We start from the raw sequence: 25,944 nt of genomic DNA on the forward strand, positions 1-25,944 counted from the left end.
ATGAAAATAATATTATTTGTTTCATGGAAGAAAATGTTTTTAAACAAGGATTATTTTTCATGGGAAAAATGATTTATACGATTAAGGGTGTAAAGAAAATAAAAGATGATTTTGTTATTATAATTGCAAGTGTTTTTTACAGAGAAATAAAACGAAAATTAGAGGCAGCACATTTATATAATTTTATATAAATTTCTTTGAGAGAATAAACCCTTTTATTCTCTCTTTTTTGTATATTAACATTTTTTAGAATTTTGGGGGAACTTTATGAAAATATTAATTGTTGATGACAACAAACAAATAACTTCAATTTTGAAAGAGTATTCAATTAAAGAAGGTTTTGAACCTGTTATAGCTTTTGATGGAGATGATGCTATAAACAAATTTAATTTGGAGAATCCAGATATTTTGCTTCTTGATGTTATGATGCCAAATAAAGATGGATTTCAAGTCTGTAGAGAAATAAGAAAAGAATCTAATGTTCCTATCATTATGATAACAGCGAGAGGAGAAGATTTTGAAAAAATAATGGGGCTTGAAATAGGTGCTGATGATTATATAGTAAAACCATTTTCAGCTGGAGAAGTTATGGCTAGAGTTAAAGCTGTTCTTAGAAGAATTAATACGGATGACCATAAAAAAGAAATTTTTGAATTTGATAATTTGAGAATAAATTTAGAAGATTATACAGTGTATATAGATAATAAATTGGTTAGTTTGACTAAAAAAGAATTTGAAATATTTTGGACATTAGCTAATAATAAAAATAAAGTTTTTTCAAGGGACAATCTTTTGAATTTATTGTGGGGATATGATTACATTGGAGATAATAGGACTGTTGATAATCACATTAAAAGATTAAGAGCTAAAATTGATGAGTTTGAACATAATTCTTGGTTGATTTCTACCATTTGGGGAGTTGGTTATAAGTTTGAAATTAAAACAAATATTTAAAGAGAAGGTAACAAGAAAACTTGCAATTTACAGTTTATCTATTTTAGTGGTTTTTTCAATAATAGTAGTTGGTATTTTTGCTGGATTTTTTAAAAGGTATATTGTTAATAATGAATACATCATAAACAATCAAAAGGATTTTGTTATTAAAAATGCTAGGAATATTTCAAAAAGTATTTATATTGATGAGTATAATAGAGTTTATATTAATCAACGTGAACTTGAAAGCAATGAAGATTTTAGAAAGATTTATGCTTCTGGTGGTTATAATTATTTTGGATTTGGGCAAATGTACACGTGGATTATAGGAAAAAATAAAAAAATTTTAATTACAGATACAACTTATGAATTATTGGAAGATTTTAGTTATCAAGATTTAACTGAATATGAAAAAAGTGTGGTAAATTCTGCTTTAGAAGGAGAAGAAATAATATTAAATAGTTTTTCATATTTTACAGATGAAATATTAATTACCGCAGGAGTTCCTATACGTAATATTAACGTAAATGCCATTGGATATGGAAATTATAAAATGGATAAATACCCAATTGTTGGAGTATTATTAGTGCAATCTGTGGTGAAATCCAGTCAAAAGGTTTTAGTAAATGGACTTGTATTGATGTTTTGGAGCTTGTTAATAGCATTTGTTTTTTCATATATTTTGTTTATTGTGTTTTCACATAAATTTACAAAACCTCTCTATAAAATGAGAGATAATGCTTTTGAATTATCAAAAGGGAATTATGATGTTAAGAACAATATTTTTCAAGATGATGAAATTGGTTATCTTGCCAATACTTTAGATTTTTTATCTTTAAAATTAAAGGAAGCAGATGAACAAACTAAAAATCTTGAAAAAATGAGGAGTGATTTCATATCAAATATATCTCATGAGCTTAGAACTCCAGCTACTGTTATGGTTGGATCTCTTGAAGCTTTGGTTGATGGAGTTGTGACCAATGAAGAAGATATAAAAGAGTATCATGTTAATATGTTAAATGAAGCAAAGTTTTTGAGTAGATTAATAGGAGATCTTTTGGATATAAGTCGTCTTCAAAATTTAGATTTTGTTATAGAAAAATCTCAATTATGTATTTTGGATGTTGTAAATGATGTTGTTAGAAGTTTAACACAACTTGCATCTAAGAAAAATATTTCAATTGATTTATACAAACATGAATTTAAAAATGAGATTTATGGTGATTATGGAAGATTGAAGCAAATGTTTAGCATCATATTGGACAATGCAATTAAATTTTCAGATGAAAATTCTAAAATTGAAATAACTTTGCAGGATAATAAAATAAAAATTAAAGATTATGGAGCAGGGATTAAGAAAGAGGATTTACCATACATATTTGATAGATTTTATAAAGAGCGTTCGGAAAAAAATAAAGTTGGCACTGGTTTAGGATTATCTATAGCAAAAAGTATAGCAATTAGACATGATATAAATTTAAGTGTTGAAAGTGTTTTGGGTAAATATACAGAGTTTATATTTGAATATTAATTTTGGGAGTTATCAAATTGTTTTGATAACTCTTTTTAATTTAACTTAAAAATAGTATATAAAAGACACAGTTTCGTTATAAATTCTCATTATAATTTGAGTATAAATTAAATATAGAACAAAACAAACACGATAAATAAAAAATTAAGTTTATATATGTGAGGAGAGTTTTATAATGGGAAATAAAATTAAAAAATTAGTTGCTATTGTTACTTTAGGTCTTATGGTTGGTGTAGGAGTTGGTATTACTGGACAAGCTACTAAAGCTATAGATAGTAGTGGTGTCGTTGAGGTTGGAGAAGGACAAGTTACAGATGATGTTCCATATGATTATGAAGGAACGCGTATAGATGATGATATTTTATATTATTATTATGGAGATGATGTAACCTATGAACAAAATACTAGAGAATTGATAGAAGCATTAGTTGAAAGTGGACATTTGACTAGAGAGGAAGCAGATTTTGAAATAGCATTTTATAGTGCAACAACAGATGAAGAAAAGCAAAAAGCTTATGAAGATATAATTGATTATCAAGTTAGAATTGGAACTTATTCAGAAGAAGATGGAAAGAAATTAAAAGAAGCAGGATATGATGGAGCTTATGATGTTGAAGTGGAATTATATTTAGAATCTTTAGATGAAATGGTTAAAGAAGGATTTATTTCAAAAGAGCAAGCAGATCTTGAAAAAGCATATTTAACAGCTACAACAGATGAAGATAAAAAGAAAGCTTATTACGCTTTAGTTGATTATGCTGTATCACAAGGAGAAATAACAGAGCAAGAGGCTAAAGAAATTAAAGAATTGGGATATGCATTTTAATTAAGTTTTAATTAATAAAAAGGCTTTAATTTTATAATTAAAGCCTTTTTATTTTATGAAAATGAATTGCCTAAATAGTTTACATTGCAATTTAAATTTTGAAATAATGGTTCTATTGTGCTTTTAAATTCTCCAACTTGATAATTTAAACATTGATTAAATAATATTTGTTCAGTCTTGTTATTGAATACTAATAAGTTTGTTGATGATGTATCGTAATTTATTGATATATCACTGTTGTTATGTTTTATATAGTTAAGCAATTCGTCGAATGATTCGAACATATTTAATCCTCCGTAATAATTATTTTTTAAAGTTATTTCAGTTAATTATAAATTTATTCAATATATTTTTTAAAAATAAAATTTATGTGATAGAATTATTTTTAAGATAAACATATTGGAGAAAAATTTTTATGGAAAAATGGATTTTAAGAAATAGAAATACATTAATTGAGAATTTAGAATTTTTAAATATTTCACCTAATGTTTTAAAAATTCTTATAAATAGAGGTTTTAAAAATTTTGATGAAATTAATAATTACATAAATCCAGACAAAAATATTTTAAAGGATGCTTCATGTTTGAAAGATTTTTCAAAAGCTATAAATATTTTGAAAGATTTAAAAGATAGTCAAGATAAAATTCGAATTGTTGGGGATTATGATGTTGATGGTGTAATTAGTGTTTATTTACTATATAGAACTTTTAGAGATATTGGACTTAATGTGGATTTTGTTATACCAGATAGAGTTAAAGATGGTTATGGAATTAATTATAAAATTGTTGAAGAAGCACATGAAGATGGAGTAAAAGTTATAATTACGTGTGATAATGGTATAGCAGCAATTGATGTTGTAAAATTTGCAAAAGAGATTGGTATGACTGTTATTGTAACTGACCATCATGACATTCAAATGAAAATGATTGATGAAAAAACTTTTGTAACTGTATTGCCAAATGCTGATGCGATTTTGAATCCTAAACAAGAGGATTGTACATATGAGTTTAAAAAATTATGTGGTGCGGGTGTATGTTTTAAACTTTGTTCGGAATTATATAGAATTTTTGATATGGAAAATAAAATTGAAGATTTATTAGAATTTGTTGCAATTGCAACTATTTGTGACGTTGTAGATTTAGAAGACGAAAATCGATTTATAGTAAAACGTGGAATTGAATTAATTAATAATACGAAAAATATTGGACTTAATGCTATAATTGAAGCTAATTCATTAGTAAAAGGAAATATTTCTTCATATGAAATTGGATTTATAATCGGTCCCTGTTTAAATGCTTTAGGTAGACTTGAAAGTGCTCAAAAAGGTATTGAACTTCTTTTAAGTGATGATAATGAAAAAGCTTATGAACTTGCATTGGAAATAAAGAAATTGAATGATACAAGAAAAGTTATGACAGTTAATGGAGTTAGTGAGTGTATAAATATAATTCAAAAAAATTCTTATGAAAAATCTAAGATTATTGTTATTTATAATGAAAATATTCATGAAAGTATAGCTGGAATAATTGCAGGACGTATTAAAGAAAAATATTATAAACCTACAATTGTTATAACTAAAGGTGAAGAATTTTGTAAAGGTTCAGCTCGTTCTATAGAAAATATAAATATTTTTGAATTATTATCTGATAATAAAAATTTGTTAAAAGCGTTTGGTGGTCATCCAATGGCTGCAGGACTTTCACTTGATGAAGAAAATATAGATTTGTTACGAGAAAATTTGAACAAATCTATTAAAATTAATGAAGATGATTTTGTAAATGTTATATATGTTGATATGTTTTGTCCAATTCAAAATATAGACTATAAATTTGTTAAAGAATTATCTCTTTTAGAGCCTTTTGGAAAATCAAATTCTAAACCTATACTTGGAGATAAAAGAGTTAGAATTTGTTGTTTGAAAAGAATTGGGAAAAATCAAAATTATATTTCTTTGAAATTAATTTCGAAGGATAATAAAATTTTTGATTTTGTTTATTTTGGTGATGCAGAAGAGTTTGATGAAAAATTTAAAGAAACTTACGGAGATGAAGAATTAAGAAAATTATATTCTGGAAAATATTTTATGAATTCAAAATTTTTGATTGATGTTTTATATGAAGTGAAAATTGATACTTATAATTTTAATGAAACAATTAAATATTTTTTGTTCAAATATAGATTTTAAAGGTGAGTTTGGTTTATGCAGATTTATGATATTGAGGGTTATGACACTATAATTGATTCTTTTAATGACATTGTTATAATTGCTGATCTTGAAAATACTATAAAATCTTATAATAAGCGTGCATATGAATTTTTTTCATTTGATAAAGATTTTCTTAAAGATAAAAGCATTATAGATTTTATGAAATCATTTGAAGTTAATATTCATGATAAGTTTGTTGATGAAAAAGAGTTTGATTTTAATCAAATTATTACTAGAAGCATTTTTCAAGAGAATGTTAAAACAATTGTCTTAAAGAAAACTTTTAGACGTAAAGATTTGTTTTTTAAGTTAGGAGTATATAAACATAAAATTTATAATGATGATATTATTGGGAACATTTTTATTTTGACAGATATAACAGATATTTATAATGCTTATAAAGATTTACATAAAAGCAATGAGCTCATAAAACAGTACGTTATTGAAATGAAAGGTATTATGGATATACGTCAAAGAACTAATAAGAAGAAAGATAATCGTGTAATTCATGTAAATAATATAATAAATAATCTTCATGAGGGGATTATTGTTGTTGATAATGCCTTCACAGATGTTTTTTGTAATGATGCATATAAAAATATTTTTGATTTTACTCCAAGGGAATTTATATCATTGAAGTTTTTGGATAACTATAAGGTTGAATGTATTGGGGATACGAAAAGTGATATAAGAGATTTTTTGAAAAATTTGAGATATAAAAGTGAAAAGAAAAGTGAGCAATTTTTATTTAAGAATGTTATTGACGGTACGGAAAAATATTTTCAAATAACACTTAATTCCATAGATTCTTCAGATATTTCTAACATAAAGTATCATAATGTTATTACATTTTCTGATATAACAGAGTTAAAACAACAAGAAATTTTGAAAGATGATTTTTTTAATATGGTATCACATGAATTGAGAACACCAATAACATTAATAAAATCTTCTCTTCAAGCACTTGAGACTATTTGTAAAGATGAAATTACCATAAAAATGAAAAAATATTTAAATATGATGAATAAAAATAGTTCGAGATTGTTAAAACTTATTAATAATATATTGGATTTATCTAAAGCGGAGTCTGGATATATGTCACCAGTTGTAACTTATTTTGATATAGTAGTTATAACTGAAGATATTGTTACATCAATAAATGTACATGCTAACCATAAAAAAAATATTCAGGTTATTTTTGAGCCTAATATTGAGGAAGCATATTTATTTTTTGATAAGGATATGTATGAAAAAATTTTGCTTAATCTATTATCTAATGCTATAAAATTTACTCCAAATAACAAATTTGTATATGTTGATCTTATTGTAAAGGATCAAAGTTTTGTGTTAAAAGTTAGAGACCAAGGAGTAGGTATACCAGATGATAAATTAAAAGATATATTTGATAAATTTGTACAAGTTAATTCTGTTTTAAGTAGAGGTGCTGAAGGAAGTGGCATAGGTTTATCGTTGGTTAAAAAATTTGTTGATATTTTAGATGGAAGTATAGTTCTTGAAAGTAGAATTGGAGTTGGGACAGAATTTATATTAGAGTTTAAAAAGTTAAAAATAGAAAAATCACTTAGTAATGTAGATGATGTGATTATAAATGATGATATTAGCGGGAGAGTTGATATTTATTTTTCAGATATATATCCTTAATATTTTAAAAGTTTGTTTGTAATTGACAAGAGGGAGTTTAAATGAAAAAGAAAATTATTTTAACAGGTGGCGGAACTGCAGGACATGTTATACCTAATATTGCTATAATTCCTAAACTTAAAGATCAAGGTTATGAAATTGTTTATATAGGTAGTAAATATGGGATTGAGAGAAAACTTATAGAGAAAGAAAATATTAAATATTATGGAATAAATACAGGAAAACTTAGAAGATATTTTGATTTGAATAATTTTAAGGATCCATTTAAAGTTGTAAAAGGAATTTTTGAAGCATCACGTATTTTAAAATTAGAAAGACCAAATGTTATTTTTTCAAAAGGAGGATTTGTTGCTATACCTGTTATATTAAGTGCTTTTAAAAGTAGAATTCCAGTAATCTCGCATGAATCAGACATTACTCCTGGACTTGCAAATAAAATTTCTATGCCTTTTATAAAAAAAATATGTATAACATTTCCAGAAACTAAAAAATTTATAAGTGATAGAAAAGTAGAATTTACAGGAACTCCTATAAGAAAAGAATTATTATTAGGAAGTGAAATAAAAGGGAAAGAAATTTGTAAATTTAAAAATAATAATCCAGTTATTTTAATAATGGGTGGTAGCCAAGGATCAGTTTTTATAAACAATATTATAAGAAATAATATTAAGAAATTATTGGATAAATTTAATGTAATTCATATTTGTGGGAAAAATAATGTTGATAATTCATTTAAAAATATAAATGGATATATACAGTATGAGTATATAACAGATGAGCAACCTCATTTATTTAAATTAAGCGATATTATTATTTCCAGAGCTGGCTCTAACAGTATTTATGAAATATTGGCTTTGAAAAAACCAAATATTTTGATACCTTTGTCTAAAAAAGCTAGTAGAGGTGACCAAGTTTTAAATGCTAAGTCATTTAAAGAACGTGGTTTTAGTGAGATGGTAGAGGAAGAGGAATTAATTAGTTTTGATATTTTGTATAATAAAATAAATGAAGTTTACAAAAATAGAGAAATGTATATTAATAATATGAATGTAGAGTTTGGAAATCCGATAAAAAAAATAGTTGATATTATAGTAAAATATTCGAAATGAAAAAAGGAGAATTCAATTTTTAGTTGAATTCTCCTTTTATATTGAAAAATTTTTGTATAAACCTGACGTTAAAATATTTATCAAATTTTCAGATAGTACAATATTCCATTGATTATCTTTTTTAATAAGTTCGATATTCAAGTTTGTAGAAATTTTATATTTTGTTGTTTTAAGGGAGTGTATAAAATTGTCATAATTGTTATTTTCATGTTCATTTAAGTTTTTAAAATAATTTATTATATGTTTCGATAAATCATAATAGTCAAAATGTACGTTGATGATAGATTTATTAAAGATTGTTTTAGATGAAATTACTTCGTAGTTTATTGAGTAAAATAAATTTTCAAAAAGAGTAATTATTTCATTTTGTATATTATTTTTTGAATTTTTGATACCATTAGAAAAAATTTCGTTTAAGTTAGGCAGAGAATTGTTTAATACGTAATTGTTTGCAGTTTGAATGTTTTTTGATATGTAAGAGTCCATAAAATTTTCAAAGTATATTTGACTATCTGAGTCTTTAATGTAAATGAAATATATAGTTATAAACATTAGTAATAAAGCTATAATTGATAATGAAAATTTTAAAAATAAGTTTTTATGATAAAAGTTCACGTTAATCATTCCTTTATATGTTTTGTTTGGAAAAAGTAATATAATAAAAAATTACATGTGTTTAAAAGTTTTAAGGTGATTTTATGAGAAAGAATAATAAAAAAACTGAAAATATAACGGATAGAAAGCTTATTAATTTAAGGTTATCACAAATAAAATTTACAACTAGGTTGAATGCTCCTGATTTAGAATATAAAATTAATAATCTTAAGAATTTAATAGAATTATTAGAAGATGATAAGTTTTATAATGAAAAGTTAGGTAAACAATATTTAGATAATTTAAAAGGTGAAAATTATAATTGTGTCGAAGAAATTAAAAAAGATTGTTTAGATTTAGATATAAATTTTCAAAGCGATTTTAAAGAACTTACACATAATTTAAGAAAGATTATATGCAATGGTAATTATCAAAAAGCTATAGAGATTGGTAATAAAATAGGTGAATTATATCAGAAAAAAGATTTAATTTGGTTTTTAATTGCATTATCACATGATTTAAATGGAGATAAAGAAGAAAGTATATTTTATTACAAAAGATCAATCCTTTTGAACGAATCAGAGGTTAAGTATTATTACTATCTTGCAAATGTTTACATAGATATTGGTGATTTAGAGAATGCAAATAAATATATATCGTATGCTTTAAGATTAAATTCAGAAAGTGTATATGTATTAGAAGCATATGCTTATATACTTTTAAATAATAATAAATATGACAATGCTATTAGTATTTTTAAAGAACTTCTTGATAATTCTAAAAATTATCAAATTATCAATAGAGTAATATCAATTGTTTATTTTTTAAAAGGTGTAAATTATTCTCATAAAGCTAATGATGGATATCTTTATAATATAGATAAAAATGATACTTATAATATGATTGCCTGTATTGAAAAAGCTATGGAATTTGATTCAAGTGATAAATATTTTAAAAATAATATTATAAAAGCTAAGAACTCTTTGAAAATGTGTTTTGATTTAAAACGTATATGGCTTCTTTTAATAACAAGTTTGTTTTATATTTTAAATATTCCATTTGTAAAATTTGGAGTAATTGTATTGATGTTTATAATATTTGTTTCAAGTTTTAAAATGGTTTGTGTGCTTGAACGTTTTAGGATAACTAATGAAGGAACTAAGTTAGATAATTTTTGTAATAAAATTAACAAAATTTTTTATTACAAAAGATAGAAGTTTAAAATTTGAAAATTTGGAGGTAAAATTGTGACAACTTTGTATGAGCATAAGATATTAGGATCCAAAATTTCTATGGTAAACGCTAATTTTAATATACCTTTTTTGAGTGGTAATGGTAATATTTGTTTATATGAATCAGGTATAACGCTTCTAGATGAAAATGGTAATGAAAAGTATATTATAGAATTAAATGAATTTAAGATGAAATACGAAAAATTTATTAATGTACGTAATTTGAAGTATACTTCAAAAGCGAATATATTTACAAAAAATATAGGTAGACAATGTAGAAACACAAAGCATGTTTTTAAACGTGTTAATGGAAATTTTTATGGTAAATTTGTAATTACTGTACCTGAAGTTGGAGACATTGTGCTTTTAGATAATAGATCTTTTAAATATAAACATTTTTATGAAAAAATAAATTCACTTAAATTTGGTATTAATCCTTTAGATATTTCAAATGATGTTAAAGAAAATCCTATCATTAAATTTTTAAAATCTAAGTTTTCTATTAAAAATTAATTTAATAAAATTTTTTTACTTTTGGCAAATGTTTAATAATATTTGCCAAAAGTTTTTTTTTACAAAAATGAATATTATTAATTAAAATTTAAAAAATATTAATGAGTTTTAATTTTCAATAGATAGTGAATATGATCCAACTCCATTATCGTATGTTAAATCCACAAAATATGTAGTTTCTTTTTTAGGATTTAAATTGATACTATCTTTTGATTGAGAATTTATAGAAAAATATTCTTTTCCGTTTTCATCTATAAGAGATAAAGATGTTTTTCCGGTTCGTATTTTCAATTCGTAATTAAAGGTTGTTGGTTCAGAAATTGTAAATTTATATGATTCGGTTCCAGAAAATTTTGAAAAGTCTTTAGTAACAGGAGAGTTTGTAGCTAATTCACCAAGAATAGTTCTTGATTTTTTTGGAGTATTTGAGCATGACATTAAAACAAAGCTTAAGGTTAATGCGAGTGTACTTAGTAAAAAAATTTTTAATTTCATTAATAAAATCTCCTTTTAGATATTCTTCTTTAAGTATTTCACAAAAATAGTAAAAATTTCAGGATAGATTATATATTTAACAATTATTTTAAAAATGTAGAAGAAAGGAAGAAGTGATTTGATAAATAGGATTTTTAGATTCTTAAATCTAATTATTTTAAATATTTTCATTTTAAATTACATAGGTGTGTTTGCTGTAAGTACTCAAATTAAAAGTCCTAAGAATTATGATGAAATAATTTTAAATGTTAATAATATTGATCTTAAATCTGTAACTTTTTCTTGGGAATATCCTGAAAATATTAGTTTTACTATGGGAGATTATTTGAATTTAATTATTATTGATGATGAAGTTGGAGATAACGGACAGGTTCCGATATTTTCAGTTGCACACAATATGGATAACATAAATTTAAAGTCTATTACAAGTTTTGAAGCTAAGTCATTATCATCTTCTACAAATTATACAGCAAGAATTGAACTTGTAAAATCTAATGGTGATGTTTATGAGTATGATACAACTTTTAGCACTCCAGAATTTAAAATTAGCGATATAGGATTTCAAAATGTTGAAGATGATATAACTACTAAGAAAAATGTGAGATTGGTTTGGAATATAAGTCATCCTAACATTGAATTTAGTGATCAAGATAAAATACAAATTTTTATGAAAAAGTTTACTGATAATGATTTTTTTAAAGATCCAATTTTTGAAACAAAGGAAAAAATTAATAGAGCAGATATAGAATTGCCTAATTTTGAAGAATTATATGACTTTAAAATTGTTTATACAATTGGAATGAAAAATATTGAAAGTGAAGTTTTTTCTTTGGATGCAAGAGTTAATAGTTTGAATTTCAAAACAACAGATTTAACTATGAATTCAATTAAATTAGTTTGGAATTTTGTTGATAAAGATGTTTTAAATGATGATAGTGAATTGTTGATTTTTATGAAAGAAGATAAATCTGTTGAATATGAAAATGAGCCTTTATTAAAAATTAAAGGAAAAGATGAGTTATTAAAGATTGAAGAATATTTGGTTGAAAATTTAAAATTTAATACTAAATATAATTTGAAAGTTAAATTTATTGTTGAAGTTATTGAGGACCTTGGTAAAGATATTCCAATTTTTACAGAAGATGAATATGAATTTCAGACTAAAAGTTTTGCGTTAAAAGATTTGAAGGTAGAAAGTAGTTTAAATAATAAATGTATTGTTTCTTGGAATTATGAAGGGGAAAGTATTTCTTTTTCTGAGGGAGATAGTTTAAATATTTATATAAAAGAAAGTTCCGACGCACAATATTCACAAGCTGTTTTAACAATAACAGAAAATTTAGCTTTAACTACCAGTGCAGAAATTACTTTACCGAAATATAACACAAAATATGATATTAAAATTAATTTGATTGTAGGCGAGAAAAATGTATTTGAATACATAACGCATATTGTGGAAGTTCCAGAAGTTGAATTTAAAATTAAAGAGATAACTGAAAATAGCTTGAAATTTATACCTAAATTTAATGAAAAAATTACATTTGAAGATGGAGATAAAATTCAGATTTTTGCTAAGAAAAGTACAGAGGAAAATTATCCTGGTGTAGTTACAAAAGAAGTTGAGCAATCTTCAAGTCAAAATTTATTAAGTTTGACGGAAATTAAACTTGAAAATTTACAGAGAAATTCAGGGCAAGCAGATAATCAAAATAAAAAATATGATTTTAAAATTAATGTTATAAAAAGTGGTACTTTATTTCAAGAAAAAATTTACAATGTTGAAATGAAACAAGATACTCTTCAAATTGTAAACGTATCTTTTAAAAATAAAACTGAGAAACAAATTGAAGCAGTTGTTGAATATGCACCTTATGATTTTGATTTTCAAAATAAGAATGTTGAGTCTTTAAGTGTATTTAAGGAAAAAATTGTGGATGGTGATGTTAAACAAGAAAGTGAAACTCAAAAAGATACACCATATATGGAAATAAAAGAAAATTTAAAAGAAAATAATAAATTTGATATAACATTTGATAAATTTGGAAATTACAAATTGAAATTTGTTTATAAATTTAAGGAAACGTCTTCAGAAGTGATACCTGAGGTTCAAGCTAGTAATAGTTTAAGTATAAGTGAATCAGAAAATCAAAATTTTGATTTAAATTCATTAACTAGAGAGCAGTCTCAAAATAGTGATGATTTGAGTATAGTTGGAGAAGGTGAAGGAACTAGTGGAGTTACAGGTTCTACAGGAGATGATAATCAATCACAAAATAATCAAGATTCAAGTACAAGTGGTGTAGATGATGATTCTAATTCTCAAGGAGATGGTGACTCGTATAATGGTCAAGTAGAAAATGGATCTCAAATAAAATCTCCAGTAGAAAAAGAAGTAATTTATAATCATAAGTTTGATGTTTTTTCACTTGAGCTTAGAGATGTTGTGTTAAGTGAGGTAAAATTAAATTTTGCATTTGCTAAACATTATACTGTGAAAAAAGGAGATAAAATTGAGATTTTTATGAAAAAAGATGGTAATGATACTTTTTCACAGGATTCTATAGCGACATTTGAACATGAAAAAGATAAAGTTGATTTAAATAATATAGGTGTTCTTGACCTTGTAGGTCTTGATTATGGAACAAAGTATATTTTTAAAGCGAAATTTACTGCGGCCAATTATAAGGATAATTTAATAGAAAAGGAAATTGAAGCAACTACAACAGATATTGACATCTCAGATATTAAAATAGAACATTTGAGTGATTTGTCTGCTGTTGTTAGATGGAAGTTGGGAGAAAATTTTGAATTTAATCCTAATGATATTTTAAATATTTACTATAAAAAAGAAAGTGAAAATGAGTTTCCACAAAGACCTAATGAAATTGTTGAAGATATATATTTGCAAGATGGAGCGTTTATATATGTTGATTATATAGATACAAAATATGATGTTAAATTAGTTTTTGAAAGTGGAGATAAAACTTTGGAAAAACAGTTTAAACTCAATACTGAGATTGAGAAAATAAATGCTGAAATTTTAGATATTTATCAAACGTCAGCATATATAAAATGGAATTATCCTAAAAATTATTCAATAACAGATGGTGAAAGTATTTCAATATTTGTAAAAGAAAGTAATCAGTCATCGTATGGGGAAGAACCTGATTATTTTATGGAACAAAATGAGGAAAATTCAGAATTTCTAGAAGACTTTAGAAGTGCAAAATTATTTGATCTTTTACCAAATACAAATTATGATGTTAAAGTTTTATTGGATTTTGGAGAAGTAGGTAAAAAAGAAATAGAAGTTAGTTTTAAAACAGAAGACATTATTGTATCGAATCTAAAGGTTACAGAATTAAAACCATTTGAATTTAACGTTATGTGGGAACTTAATTCAAATACAATTGATTTTAATGAAGAATATGATTCTTTAGATATTTACATGAAAACTACAGAAGAAGCATGGAGTGAGGAAAATCTTTTATATAGTTTTTCAAAGGGATTAAATAATTTTAATAAAGTAAGATTTGTGGTTGAGGATATTAAATCAATTTACGATGTGAAGGTTGATTACAATTTAGTAAGTAAAAAAATATCTAAAACTATTTCTACAGGGTTATTTTATATAGATTATGATGAATCAGAATATGGAAATATAGATGTTTTATTGAAGTATCCATCATCAATAGATTTTAAAGATGGAGATGAGGTTTCACTTTTTCTAAAGAAACCCAAAGCATCAAATTATGAACAGAAAAATTTATTTAAACAGTCTTCATCTAATGACTTAAATTCTTTAAGAAGCATCTCTTTAAAAGATGTTCAACAGACATCGTCTATAGCTGTATATGTAAAAAGCAAATCTGTTACAGTGTTTCCGTCAGAAATTATTTATGATACAAGAGCAGAAAATTCATCTACTTTAGAGATTATAAGTGAGCTTAAAGGTAATTGGATTGATATAGAATTACCTACAGATTATGAATTGGATGTAACTTCAGAAGTTAGAAATAGTATTGGTGGAAAATCTTATTATGACAAATTAGATGATGGAACTGATGTGATAGTAGTAGATGAGATAGTTCCAGGCAAAAAATATCGTGAAACAACACTTATTACCAGTGATATTTATGGAAATGAAGTTGAACTTTTTTTAGATGAATTTACTTTGGAGCCTTCAAACTTATTGGAAGAATTTTTACGTAATTCTTACTTTTTTGCATTTGATAGAGAACCGGATGAAGGTGGATACAATTATTGGAAAGGAAAACTTCAAGAAAAGGGTGACATAACAGGAAGATATTTTTTGATAAATCTTATGTTTGCGGAAAAGGAATTTTCAGATAGAAATTTGAGTGATGAAGATTTGATAAAAGTTTTATATCAAATTGTTGTTAATAGAGAGTATGACTCTAAGGGATTAAGTTATTGGATAGCTGTATATAAACAATATTTGGCTAAATTTGATGGGGATAAATATGAAGCTAAGAAAACAATAGTTACAAGAATGGTATATGAACCAGAATTTGAACGATTGTGTAAACAAATGGATATAAAGTGGTGATTGAAAAGTGTTTATGGAGGAAAAAATGTTTAAATGGATTAAAAAAATTGTAGCAAAAGTTTTAATCTTAATTATCTTAATTGAAATAGTTCCATTATCAGAAAATAAAAATAATTCATTCATAAAACTTGAGAAAGCTTCAGCTTTTGCTACTCAACTTGAAGCTATTGCACCAGGTTATATTATAAAGCAGGAACCTGAAGGAATAACTTTTGATTTAAGTAATAGGCTTTTTGATACTATGAGTGTTCAATCTTTTAAATTTAGAAATGCTGATTTAGATAAACGAAAAGATGATAAGGAAGAAACTATGTTAAACGGGGATAATGCAATATGGGTTAGTAAGGATACTCTTGAACATGGAAATATTTATGAGATAGAAGCAGATATATATGATTCTGAAAATGATAGAATTATTAAACATATAAATTCTTTTAAGTTTATTGATAAGAATTTAGAATTTAAACCAACTATTAATGTATTGCCGAGTATGTATACTAGTCAACTTAGATATACGTATAAAGATTTAGAAATTAATTTTTGGCAAGGTAGAGGAATAATTAATCGTTATAAAAATTTTAAGATAGAAGTATTAAATGCTGATTTATCTCAAACTGATCTTAGTGCTGTAAATATTTCTAAGGATGAATTAGCAAGATCGGACTATAAAATTGTAAAGAAAGAAGCGGCTCATGCACTTGAAATTAATAAAGATTATATAATTAGAGTTACTACAGATGATGGAACAAAATTAGAAAATATAGTGTCTGTAAATGCTAAAAGTAATCCTAGTATTCAAAAACTTATGTCTGCTGATCAGATGAATTATAGTTATGATTCTAATAACAGAAGATTGACTTTAGATATTACGAAACTTGGTATTAGTAATTTTAATTTTGTAACTGCTGTATTAACAGATTATGATGGAAGATTATCTCCAGTAAAAGCGAGATGTCCAGCTCATTCATCTTTAACACTTCAAATACCAGAGCAATATTATGGAATACGTAAGCCAGCTAATATTGACCTCTATATAGATAGCTTAAACGGAGAAGTAGGTTCTATGAAGATAAGGTTTCAAGCAACATTTATGAGTAAAAATGATGTTAAAGTTTGGTTTGGTTTAGGTGTGCATGGTGTTCAAGAATCTGATGGATACTATATTGAAAAGGTAAACTTAATAGAAAACTCCGTTAAGACTATACCGCATTCATGGGATAAATTTCCAAGAGTACATTATATTACTTTATTTGATTTAGAAAAAGATAAACAATTAGGAGGAGAATATAGGTATGATGTTATAGCATCAAAAAATGAATTTGTTAATAAAGAACATGAAGTTAAGGGTGCTAATTTCAAAATAAAACATAATGATCTCAAAGAAGGATTTAATGCTTTTAATTTTAAAGTTGAGTCGAGTAATTACTATGAAGAGTGGAAATATGCGTATATTCCATTTTTGCTTTATGCAGATATTGTACAAATAAATAAACTTGATGTTGTTGTTAGTAATATGTCTAAGTCTGCAAATGAAAGGTATAATTTTACCCTAGAACCTAGGGGATATAGTTTAAAAAATGGAGACAAAATGTCAATAATAGATGATGATGGTAAAGAACACGTATCGACGACTAAAAATTCTAAAAATTTTGTATTCAGTAATATTCCTATTATATTTGGAGGAAAATATTTAGTAACTTTAAATGGCATAACATCTATGGTATATTTTGGATCCTTTGATTTTTCAGTATTGTTTAACCCAGCGGTGGTTGGTACTAAAATTGATAATGGTGAAGGAATTGATGTTTTATTTGATAATAAGATAGATTTTTTATTGAATGATAATGTATCTAATAATAAAATTAGAATACTTTATATGAATGGAAATACAACAGGAAATGAATTTTCAAATATTTCTAAAGGTTTAAATAAATTGAAATTATTAAGTAGTCTTGTTAGTGGAACACAATATATTTTAGAATTTTCGAATGGAAGTGAAGTTTTTAAATCTACTTTTGAGTATACACCGTTAAGATTAGATTTGGGCTCTGTAACTGAGACAACTGCTAAGTTAGAATGGGTATATCCGAATAATTATTTAATAATGTCTGGAGATAGTTTAAATATATATTTTAAAAAAGATGGATTCAATTATCCTGCGGTTCCGGATGCTAAGATAATACATGGCTTTCAAGAAATAGATTTTGATAAAGTTAGAACGTATACAATTAAGAATTTAAGTCCTAATATAAATTATACGGCTAAACTTGAACTTGTAACTAATGAAGGCATTAAATTTACAAATGAAGTTGAGTTTGTAACAAGTAAATTTCAGATATTAAATGAACGTATTGTAGATTTGTCTGATGAAGGTATAGTTAATAAAAAAAATATAAATGTTATTTGGGAAATTAATAAAGCGGATATTGAATTTTCTTCAGAAGATAGAGTTGATATATTTTTGAAACTTAAATCTCATGATGTATTTCCAAGGACGCCAGAATATACGATAAAAGAAGATTTGAATAGGATAAGAAAAGTAACTTTAGACGTACCTACTTATAATGAAAATTACAGTTTGAAAATTGTTTATAATATAGGAGGAGTTAAACATTCTAGTAAAATATTAGATTTTAAGGTTGAGATTGGTGAATTTTTAGCAGAAGTTTCTGAAATTAAAGAATCTACTGCGAAGATTAATTGGGAATATCCAGAAGAATCGAGTTTTACAGATAAACAAGAATTACGGATTTTTTTAAAAAAGTCAAATGATGCAGCTTACCCGGAAAATCCAGTTTTTAGATATGTTCATGGAGGTGAGACAAATCTTAAAAATATATTAAGCTGTGAATTGACTGGATTGCAGGAAGACACTATTTATCAGACAAAAATTGAATACAAAATTGATGAAAAAATTGTAGCTGGAGTAAAGGAAGAAATAAAAAAGGAATCTGATTTGGAGTTTAAAACAAATAAATTTGTGATAGATAACTTTTCTGTTTCTGTAATTAATAATAAGTCTGTCAAGTTAAGTTGGAACGTAAAAAATAAAAACTATATTTACAATAATAATGATAAGGTTGATGTTTATATTAAAGAGAGAGTTAATCCTAATTATCCTGGTAATCCAATTGTGAGTATTAGAGAAAATTTAAAATTAACTGATAGTGTGAAATTCGATATTCCTAAGTATAATACAGATTATGATATAAAGGTAATTTATATTTTGAATGGGAAACAAGTTCAATTTTATACAAAATATAAATTGGATATTGGAGAAATTGTATCAAAAATAGAGGATATATCAGATAATAGTGTTACTATTTCTTGGGTATATCCAGAAAATTATGCAATTCAAAATGGAGATAGGATTGAAATAAAGTACAAGGAAGATAATTTGAAAGATTGGATAGAACATACTAATAAGATTCATGGTAATGGAGGGAATTTAAATGATTTAAAGAGTATTACTGTGGATAATTTAGAAAATGGTAAAAAATATAATCTAAAATTCATGTTTATTCCTAATGGTGCTGAACCTATAGAAAAAAGTTATGTATTTAAAGCAGTATCTGGATTTCAAATTTCAGATATTCAATTAGATAGTATAAACTCATCTTCTATTATGTTGGGTTGGTCTTTTTATTCTAAAGATTATCAGTTTTCTAGTAATGATAAGATTGAAATTTTTGTTGTAGATAAAGAAAAATTGCAAAATAAGGAAAATGCAGATGGTGATATTATCAAAAATATTGAACCATTAGTAAGTAGAGTTGGAAATTTGGATAGTTTTTATAGTTATAAAGTTCAGGAGTTAGATATTGAAAAGGAGTATTTATTTAGGGTTAAATATAGTATTTCAAAAAATGATGAAGAACCTTCTGGTGTTAAGGAATTTTATGAGGATATATATGGAAAACCAGAATTTGGTAAATTTGATTCTTATGTTGTTGATACGAGTTCTACTAGTGTTAAATTAGAAGTTGTTTATCCAGAAAATTATGAAAAAGTAGCTGGAGATACATTAGATGTTTTTATAAGGAGATATGAAAGTGTATCTTATGAATTGGATCCTAATTTTACAGCAGTACATGGTGATAAGGATGGACAATTTGATTTGAATGAGGTAACAGTACTTGATATTTTGGGTTTAGCTCCGAATACTGAGTATAAAGCTAAGGTCGTTTTTTGGCCGGAAGGTGGTATAGGTAGCAAAAAAGAAAAGGAACTTTCATTTAAAACGAATCGTATAGGTGGAATATCAGAAGTTAGTGTATTAGAAGTTATGGATCATGTAGTTAAAATAGGAGTAAAAATGGATTCAGAAGATATATTTTTTAGCAACAATGATTATTGTAAAGTTTATATAAAGAAAAAAGGTGAAGGTAGTTATCCTAGTGATCCAAATGGTGAATCAAGGGGAGATGTATTTAATAACGATAGATCTGTAATAGCATATTTTGAAGAATTAAATATTGATTATGATGTTAGTGTTGTCGTTAATATAGGTGGAGCTATTTTTGAAAAAAATATAGATTTTACGAGTAAAGTTGATGATTTGCATGTTGATGTAAAAGAAGTTAATCCAATGACAGTTCAAGTAGAGTGGAAATATCCTGATAATTATACACTTGTTGATGGTGAAAGTTTAAAAATATATATTAAATATAAGAATGATGAGAATTTTCCAGAAGTTCCAGATTTAGAGTTAGTTCAATCAGAAGAATTAATTTTATCGGATGTAAATTTGGTTGAACTTTATGCACTTGTTCCTGATACTGATTACGAAGTGAAAGTTCAATTGAGTTTACTTGAAGTTGATTTACCAGAAGTAAGTAAAGAATTTACAACAGATATTTTTGAGATTGAAGATTTACAAATTAGGAGTATTACAGATGAAGGGATTGCTATTAGTTGGAAAATAAATACTGAAGAGATTGATTTTATTGATGATTTTGATAATTTAGCAATTTTTGTTAAAGATGTTAATGATGATGAATATGATTTTTCGAATCCAGTTGCTGAATTTACAAAGGATTTGAATGAAATTAGGACAGCATCATTTTTAGTTGACGAAGAAATAGAAAATGCCGAAATATTGGTATCGTATTTGATTGAAGATTATGAATCTTATGCGGAACTAAAATTTAATTCTGTAGAATTGTATGTGGAAGAAGAAGATGGTGGCATATTGATTGGATGGGATTACCCAAGTGGTATTGAATTTACTGATGGAGATAAGGTGCAATTGTATTTGAAAAAATTAGAAAGTTCTGCCTATTCGAAAGAGCCTATTTTTGAATATATTCATGGAAAAGATGGTGAATTATCGAAGTTTAATAATATTTATCTTGAAGATATTGAGCAAGGCTCTTATATGTTGAAATTTTTATTAATGACAAATAATGTTAGCTATAGTCCTATTGAAGTAGAATTTGATGTTGGAGAAAGTTTAAGTAATGCTATAAAACTTGAAATTAAGGATAATGTTGTTGGAAGAAGTTTAATTTTAGGTTTAGATTATGATGTAGATGCAGAGCATATTGAGGAGATGAAAATTACTCCTGAGGGATTAAAGGTAGAGATAATTGATGATTCTGAAGAAGGATTTTTAAAGTTATCTGACTTAGTTCCAGATAAATTGTATAAACGTATTTTAATAAAAGTAATTACTATTGATGAAGAAGAACTAGATTTAGTTGTTGAAAATGTTAAAATAGAGGCTGAAAATTTATTACAGCAATTTTTAACTAATATTTATAAATTTGCTTTTGAACGTTTCCCAGATGAACAAGGTTATAGTTATTGGCTTGAAAAATTGCTTGAGAAGAAAGAAATAACAGGTAAATATGTTGTTTATAATTTGATGTTTGCAGAGAAAGAGTTTACAGAGAGAAATTTACCTGATGATGAATTGATTAAAGTTTTATATCAAATTGTAGTTAATAGAGAGTATGATGAAGGTGGATTGAATTATTGGATTAAAGAATACAATGAGACATATTTGCCACAGGCTAACAATGATAGTTTTGAAGCTCAAAAAGCGATTGTTATGAGAATGCTTTATGAACAAGAGTTTAGAAATTTATGTGAAAAAATGGGAATTTTATGGTAAAGAATAAATAAAATTATAGACCGCTAGTTTCGAAATGAAATTAGTGGTCTATTTTTGTTTTTGAATTTTCAAATTTTTATTTTAAATAATTTTTGTGATATGATAGATAATATAAAATATGGCAATACAGAAACATTTTGGAGGTAGCTTATGAATATTGTAACAATTAATGTAAATGGTATTGAATATAAGTTGAAGGGTGAGGAGTCTACTGAATATCTAAATGATATTGCAAGGGAAGTTGATGAGAAGATAAGAGATATGATTAGTTCAAATAAGAATTTTACGTTGCAGTCTTCATCTGTTTTATTAGCTATAAATTATTGTGATCAGGTTAGAAAGTTGAAGTGTGAACAGTCAGAATTGAGCGATAGCATTGAAAAGTGTAATTTGAAAATTCAAGAGCTTATTAATGAAAATAGTGAGCTTAAAAGTAAAATTATACATATTGAAAATGAAAATCAACAATTTCAACTTAAGAATGGTAAGCTTGAGGAAGAAATTGAGGCTTATAATATTTTATTGAAGGAAGAAAATCAAAATTTGTTTTCTGAAAATAATGAAATGCAGGAACTTGAAAAAGAAATTGAAATGCTAAAGGACACTTTGAAGATGGTCAACGAAGAAAATGAAAGATTGAAGAATGAAATGAAAAATAGAAATTCTATTAATTCTTTTTGAAAGACATAAATTGGTAGGTTATTTTTATTTTTCTCAAAGTTTGGTCAACTCTCCCTTGAAATAAAAACATCAATACTAATAAATCATGTTACAAAACATGGGTTTGAGAGTTAACCAAACTTAAAGAAAAATATTTTTATCGATTTTTATACAGAGCTAGTTATACAAATAGCTCTGTATTTTTATTATGCGTATTTATATACATTTTTAAATTTATTAAAACAATATATTGACATGATAATACTTAATATTTCAGATAAGGGTATTGTAATCCATACTCCAGTTACTCCGAATAAATTTGGGAATATAAGTAATGATACCAGTAAAAATACCAAAGTTCTAAAAAATGAAAGAATTGCAGATATTTTACCGTTGTTTAAAGCTGTGAACATTGCTGAAGAAAATATGTTTATTCCCATAAATAGAAGGGATATTGAAAAAATTTTAAATCCATTAAATGCGATTGTGAATACTGATGTTCCAACTTTAGCAAAGATACTAATTACAGGTTTAGATAATACGAAAGATAGTAAGAATGTTATGAGTGAAATCGAAGTAATTGCACGTAAACTAATTTTGTATATCTTTTTTAGATTATCTGTATTATTTTTTCCATAGTTGAAACTTATTAATGGAGAAATACCAGTAGAATATCCCATATATATGGAAGATAATAATGATTGAGTGTAAAGAATTATTGTGATGGCTGATACACCGTCTGTTCCTGCTAGACGAATCATTATATTATTCATTGCTACCATTACAATGCTTGATGAAAGCATTGATACCATTTCAGACATTCCGTTAGTACATGAATTTATTATTACTTTGAAATCAAGATTAGGTTTTGTAAAGTGAAGAGTACCTTTTTTGTTTAAAGCGAAAAATATTATTCCAACTAATGATGGAAATGAATATCCGATTCCTGTAGCTATTGCAGCTCCTTGTAATCCTAAATTTAATTTAACTATTAAAACATAGTCTAATATCACATTTATAAAACCGCCCAAAATAGATGAGGTCATACTTATACTTGGTTTACCTTCGGATATAAAAAACATTTGAAATAGTATGCCTAATAGAGCGAAAGGTAGGATAATAAACACAGGCATTGCGTAAGCTTCACAGTAGTTATATATTGTTGCATCTGCTCCTAGAACGTATAGTATTGGTTTTCTGAATATAAAACAAATGATAGAAATTATATAACTTACAATTATGGTTGTTAATATTAATAATGTAAAATTTTTTCTTGCTTCTTGCGTTTTTCCTTCTCCTAATTTTTTTGATATTAATGCGTTTCCTCCAGAACCAAACATTGTTCCAACAGCAATTGATATCATTAATAGTGGCATTACGATGTTAACAGCTGATAGAGCATCGGTTCCAATAAAATTAGACACAAAAACTCCGTCGATTGTTGAGTAAATACTCATAAAAATATTAGCTATGATTATAGGTAGTGCGAATTTTAATAAGGATACACAGTTTACTTTTATATTTAATGATTTATCCAAAATTACACCTCAAATAGTTTCTTATTTAACCCACAAAATATTATCAAGCAGTTTAGGTATTGTCAACTATTTTTGAATATAAACTTATTTTTGGTTTGTTATATTGTTTTTATGAAAGAACTTAAAATCGTTAAAAATATGTTTAATCTTTCTATAAGATTTATTTCATATTTATGTGTTAATTTATAAGAAAACAGTTTATAATAAACGTAAGATGTTAAAAAAATATCAGTAATTACATATAAAAATTTATTTTTAGTAAATGATATAAAAAGAGAGGTATAGAAATTTTATATTTATTAGGAGGTTTATGATTATGAATTTGGCTAATAGTAAAACTAAAGAAAATTTAATGAAAGCGTTTGCAGGAGAATGTCAAGCAAGAACTAGATACGATTTTGCAGCTAAAGTTGCAAAAAAAGAAGGATATCCTATTATTGAAAATGTATTTAAATTTGTAGCAAATCAAGAGCTTGCTCATGCTAAAATATTTTATAAGTTTTTATCAGAATTTTCTGGTGAACATATATCAATAAGTAATGCAGATTATCCAGTTGATTTTTATAGTACAACAATGGAGTTTTTAAATGCTTCTTATAATAATGAAATGGAGGAGCATGATGTTATTTACAAAAATTTTGCAGAAGTTGCAAAACAAGAAGGTTTTGTTTTAATATCAAGTGCATTTAGTAAAATTGCTGAGATTGAAAAAATTCACGCAGATAAATTTATGAAGATTCATGAAGAGTTAAAGACAGGAACTTTCTTTAAAAAACCTAATAAAGTAAAGTGGTTTTGTACAAATTGTGGATATATTCACGAAGGAGAAGAAGCTCCAGATATGTGTCCAGTTTGTCAACATCCTCAAGGATATTACATGTTGTTTGATGAATTTTTTAAGAATTAAATTTATTTAGGAGTATGAGAAATCATACTCCTTTAATTTTAAATTAAATTACTGAACATTATTAATATTTGAGTATTTTTCATTTTAGAATTTATAATTTCTTTGATTTGTGAACGCAATTCATCTAACTCGTCTATAGAAAATTTTCCATCTAAACTAAGAGTTATATATATTTCTGTGAATTTTCCAAGTCTTGAAATAAATATATCGTGAATTTTTAGGTATGGAAGTTGATATTTAATTGATAGGGTAAGATCTTTTTCTAATTTGTGATGAAGTCTTTTGTAGGATAGAATATTTATTTGATTTATTAGAAGTTGTATAGGTTGAATTGCGAAAAATCCAGATAATAATAATACGAGTATTGCATCAGAGATTGGAAGAAGTGGCTTAAGAAAGGGAATGGTTTTAAATAAAACAAATGCGATTGCTGTTCCAGCACTTATGATACCATCTAAATTTGCTCCCATAGATTCAGCTTTTAAAACGTCCGAACAATTTCCAATTTTTTTATTATATGATTTATACAATATTGATAAACCAAAGCACAGAATTGTCATTATTATTCCATTGATAATAATTGATATTAAATTTATTTTAGGAATTAAGTCTGGATTTGTAAAAAATGTTGTGATTGTACTTATTCCAGAAAAAACAGATGCAACTAATAAAATTATTATAAGTAATGACCTAAATAATACATATAATGTTTCTTTACTATACTGACCAAGAGGATATTGCTTTAGGCTAGAAGTTGATAAATCTTTTGAAATTTTAACTGCTACAATTGTTGAAATAAATTGTATAAATGAAAACAATCCATCTATTAACACTGCTTTTGAATTGGAAAGTATAAACACAACAATTCCTGACACCGCCATCAGAAAATTGAGTATATTTCCTATTTTTAATGCTTTTTGCTCGATTAGTAAATCCATTTTATCACCTTAATTTTTACTAAATAATCTAGATTTAATAACATTTTACCATATAAAATCCACATATTCAAAAATTGGAGCTTAAAATGTATTTTATTTGCATTTGTTTTTTGTG

Annotated in this window: 17 protein-coding genes and 1 pseudogene; 13 read left to right on the plus strand and 5 right to left on the minus strand. The window is 25.5% G+C overall.

Annotated features, from left to right (window positions below; translation table 11 throughout):
* From A6P36_RS07490 to A6P36_RS07505, 4 genes and pseudogenes are all read left to right on the plus strand, one after another.
* Window positions 1-191, plus strand: a pseudogene (locus A6P36_RS07490) (hypothetical protein); the annotation flags it as partial.
* Window positions 192-267: 76 nt separating this feature from the next.
* Window positions 268-954, plus strand: coding sequence for a response regulator transcription factor (locus A6P36_RS07495; protein WP_066762811.1), 687 nt, complete (start codon window positions 268-270; stop codon window positions 952-954).
* A complete protein-coding gene (locus A6P36_RS07500; RefSeq protein ID WP_082917665.1) occupies window positions 932-2,464 on the plus strand; it encodes a sensor histidine kinase in 1,533 nt (510 codons plus the stop codon). Before A6P36_RS07495 ends, A6P36_RS07500 begins: the two co-directional genes overlap by 23 nt.
* A 175-nt stretch (window positions 2,465-2,639) precedes the next feature.
* Complete coding sequence (locus A6P36_RS07505; protein ID WP_066762813.1) at window positions 2,640-3,290, plus strand: hypothetical protein; 651 nt, start codon at window positions 2,640-2,642, stop codon at window positions 3,288-3,290.
* Window positions 3,291-3,343: 53 nt separating this feature from the next.
* Here the strand turns inward: A6P36_RS07505 and A6P36_RS07995 are convergent, their stop codons facing one another.
* Window positions 3,344-3,574, minus strand: a complete 231-nt coding sequence (locus A6P36_RS07995; protein WP_082917666.1) for a hypothetical protein — start codon at window positions 3,572-3,574, stop codon at window positions 3,344-3,346.
* Window positions 3,575-3,705: 131 nt separating this feature from the next.
* Here A6P36_RS07995 and recJ point away from each other — a divergent pair, with 131 nt between their 5' ends.
* The 3 genes from recJ to A6P36_RS07520 are packed head-to-tail and all read left to right on the plus strand — an operon-like array spanning window position 3,706 to window position 8,267.
* Window positions 3,706-5,475, plus strand: a complete 1,770-nt coding sequence (recJ, locus tag A6P36_RS07510) for a single-stranded-DNA-specific exonuclease RecJ (protein ID WP_066762814.1) — start codon at window positions 3,706-3,708, stop codon at window positions 5,473-5,475.
* Window positions 5,476-5,490: 15 nt separating this feature from the next.
* On the plus strand, window positions 5,491-7,158 hold the full coding sequence (locus A6P36_RS07515; protein WP_066762817.1) for a sensor histidine kinase: 1,668 nt from the start codon (window positions 5,491-5,493) through the stop codon (window positions 7,156-7,158).
* A 41-nt stretch (window positions 7,159-7,199) separates the two neighbouring features.
* Window positions 7,200-8,267: an undecaprenyldiphospho-muramoylpentapeptide beta-N-acetylglucosaminyltransferase gene (locus A6P36_RS07520; protein WP_066762819.1), complete on the plus strand. Its 1,068-nt coding sequence runs from the start codon at window positions 7,200-7,202 to the stop codon at window positions 8,265-8,267.
* Window positions 8,268-8,303: 36 nt separating this feature from the next.
* Here A6P36_RS07520 and A6P36_RS07525 read toward each other — a convergent pair whose 3' ends face one another.
* A complete protein-coding gene (locus tag A6P36_RS07525; RefSeq protein WP_082917667.1) occupies window positions 8,304-8,882 on the minus strand; it encodes a hypothetical protein in 579 nt (192 codons plus the stop codon).
* Window positions 8,883-8,965: 83 nt separating this feature from the next.
* On the opposite strand from A6P36_RS07525, the gene A6P36_RS07530 reads away from it, so the two are divergent.
* Window positions 8,966-10,075: a tetratricopeptide repeat protein gene (locus A6P36_RS07530; RefSeq protein WP_066762824.1), complete on the plus strand. Its 1,110-nt coding sequence runs from the start codon at window positions 8,966-8,968 to the stop codon at window positions 10,073-10,075.
* 33 nt (window positions 10,076-10,108) lie between these two features.
* The gene (locus A6P36_RS07535) at window positions 10,109-10,606 is read left to right on the plus strand and encodes a hypothetical protein (RefSeq protein WP_066762827.1); all 498 of its coding nucleotides are present in this window, start codon (window positions 10,109-10,111) and stop codon (window positions 10,604-10,606) included.
* 108 nt (window positions 10,607-10,714) lie between these two features.
* Here the strand turns inward: A6P36_RS07535 and A6P36_RS07540 are convergent, their stop codons facing one another.
* Window positions 10,715-11,101 carry a hypothetical protein gene (locus tag A6P36_RS07540; protein ID WP_066762830.1) on the minus strand — a complete coding sequence of 129 codons (387 nt, stop codon included), beginning with the start codon at window positions 11,099-11,101 and terminating at the stop codon, window positions 10,715-10,717.
* 118 nt (window positions 11,102-11,219) lie between these two features.
* Here A6P36_RS07540 and A6P36_RS07545 point away from each other — a divergent pair, with 118 nt between their 5' ends.
* From A6P36_RS07545 to zapA, 3 genes are all read left to right on the plus strand, one after another.
* Window positions 11,220-15,671, plus strand: a complete 4,452-nt coding sequence (locus A6P36_RS07545; RefSeq protein ID WP_082917668.1) for a DUF4214 domain-containing protein — start codon at window positions 11,220-11,222, stop codon at window positions 15,669-15,671.
* Between the two features lie 25 nt (window positions 15,672-15,696).
* Entirely contained in the window at window positions 15,697-21,786 is a 6,090-nt protein-coding gene (locus tag A6P36_RS07550; RefSeq protein WP_066762849.1) for a DUF4214 domain-containing protein, read from the plus strand.
* A gap of 150 nt (window positions 21,787-21,936) precedes the next feature.
* Window positions 21,937-22,467, plus strand: a complete 531-nt coding sequence (zapA, locus tag A6P36_RS07555) for a cell division protein ZapA (RefSeq protein WP_066762851.1) — start codon at window positions 21,937-21,939, stop codon at window positions 22,465-22,467.
* A 185-nt stretch (window positions 22,468-22,652) separates the two neighbouring features.
* Here the strand turns inward: zapA and A6P36_RS07560 are convergent, their stop codons facing one another.
* Window positions 22,653-23,984, minus strand: coding sequence for an MATE family efflux transporter (locus A6P36_RS07560; protein WP_082917670.1), 1,332 nt, complete (start codon window positions 23,982-23,984; stop codon window positions 22,653-22,655).
* Window positions 23,985-24,300: 316 nt separating this feature from the next.
* Between A6P36_RS07560 and rbr the strand changes: the two genes are divergently transcribed.
* The gene (gene rbr / locus A6P36_RS07565) at window positions 24,301-24,891 is read left to right on the plus strand and encodes a rubrerythrin (protein WP_066762854.1); all 591 of its coding nucleotides are present in this window, start codon (window positions 24,301-24,303) and stop codon (window positions 24,889-24,891) included.
* A gap of 38 nt (window positions 24,892-24,929) precedes the next feature.
* Here the strand turns inward: rbr and A6P36_RS07570 are convergent, their stop codons facing one another.
* The gene (locus A6P36_RS07570) at window positions 24,930-25,829 is read right to left on the minus strand and encodes a cation transporter (protein WP_066762857.1); all 900 of its coding nucleotides are present in this window, start codon (window positions 25,827-25,829) and stop codon (window positions 24,930-24,932) included.
* Between the last annotated feature and the right edge of the window lie 115 nt (window positions 25,830-25,944).

It is taken from the genome of Candidatus Arthromitus sp. SFB-turkey, from assembly GCF_001655775.1.
Taxonomy (GTDB): domain Bacteria; phylum Bacillota; class Clostridia; order Clostridiales; family Clostridiaceae; genus Dwaynesavagella; species Dwaynesavagella gallinarum.

Excerpts from the sequence above, each read along its gene's own strand:
- A6P36_RS07495 (WP_066762811.1), top strand. The coding sequence starts at position 268 with ATGAAAATATTAATTGTTGATGACAACAAACAAATAACTTCAATTTTG.
- A6P36_RS07505 (WP_066762813.1), top strand. The coding sequence starts at position 2,640 with ATGGGAAATAAAATTAAAAAATTAGTTGCTATTGTTACTTTAGGTCTT.
- A6P36_RS07995 (WP_082917666.1), bottom strand. The coding sequence starts at position 3,574 with ATGTTCGAATCATTCGACGAATTGCTTAACTATATAAAACATAACAAC.
- recJ (WP_066762814.1), top strand. The coding sequence starts at position 3,706 with ATGGAAAAATGGATTTTAAGAAATAGAAATACATTAATTGAGAATTTA.
- A6P36_RS07515 (WP_066762817.1), top strand. The coding sequence starts at position 5,491 with ATGCAGATTTATGATATTGAGGGTTATGACACTATAATTGATTCTTTT.
- A6P36_RS07520 (WP_066762819.1), top strand. The coding sequence starts at position 7,200 with ATGAAAAAGAAAATTATTTTAACAGGTGGCGGAACTGCAGGACATGTT.
- A6P36_RS07530 (WP_066762824.1), top strand. The coding sequence starts at position 8,966 with ATGAGAAAGAATAATAAAAAAACTGAAAATATAACGGATAGAAAGCTT.
- A6P36_RS07540 (WP_066762830.1), bottom strand. The coding sequence starts at position 11,101 with ATGAAATTAAAAATTTTTTTACTAAGTACACTCGCATTAACCTTAAGC.
- A6P36_RS07550 (WP_066762849.1), top strand. The coding sequence starts at position 15,697 with ATGTTTAAATGGATTAAAAAAATTGTAGCAAAAGTTTTAATCTTAATT.
- zapA (WP_066762851.1), top strand. The coding sequence starts at position 21,937 with ATGAATATTGTAACAATTAATGTAAATGGTATTGAATATAAGTTGAAG.
- rbr (WP_066762854.1), top strand. The coding sequence starts at position 24,301 with ATGAATTTGGCTAATAGTAAAACTAAAGAAAATTTAATGAAAGCGTTT.
- A6P36_RS07570 (WP_066762857.1), bottom strand. The coding sequence starts at position 25,829 with ATGGATTTACTAATCGAGCAAAAAGCATTAAAAATAGGAAATATACTC.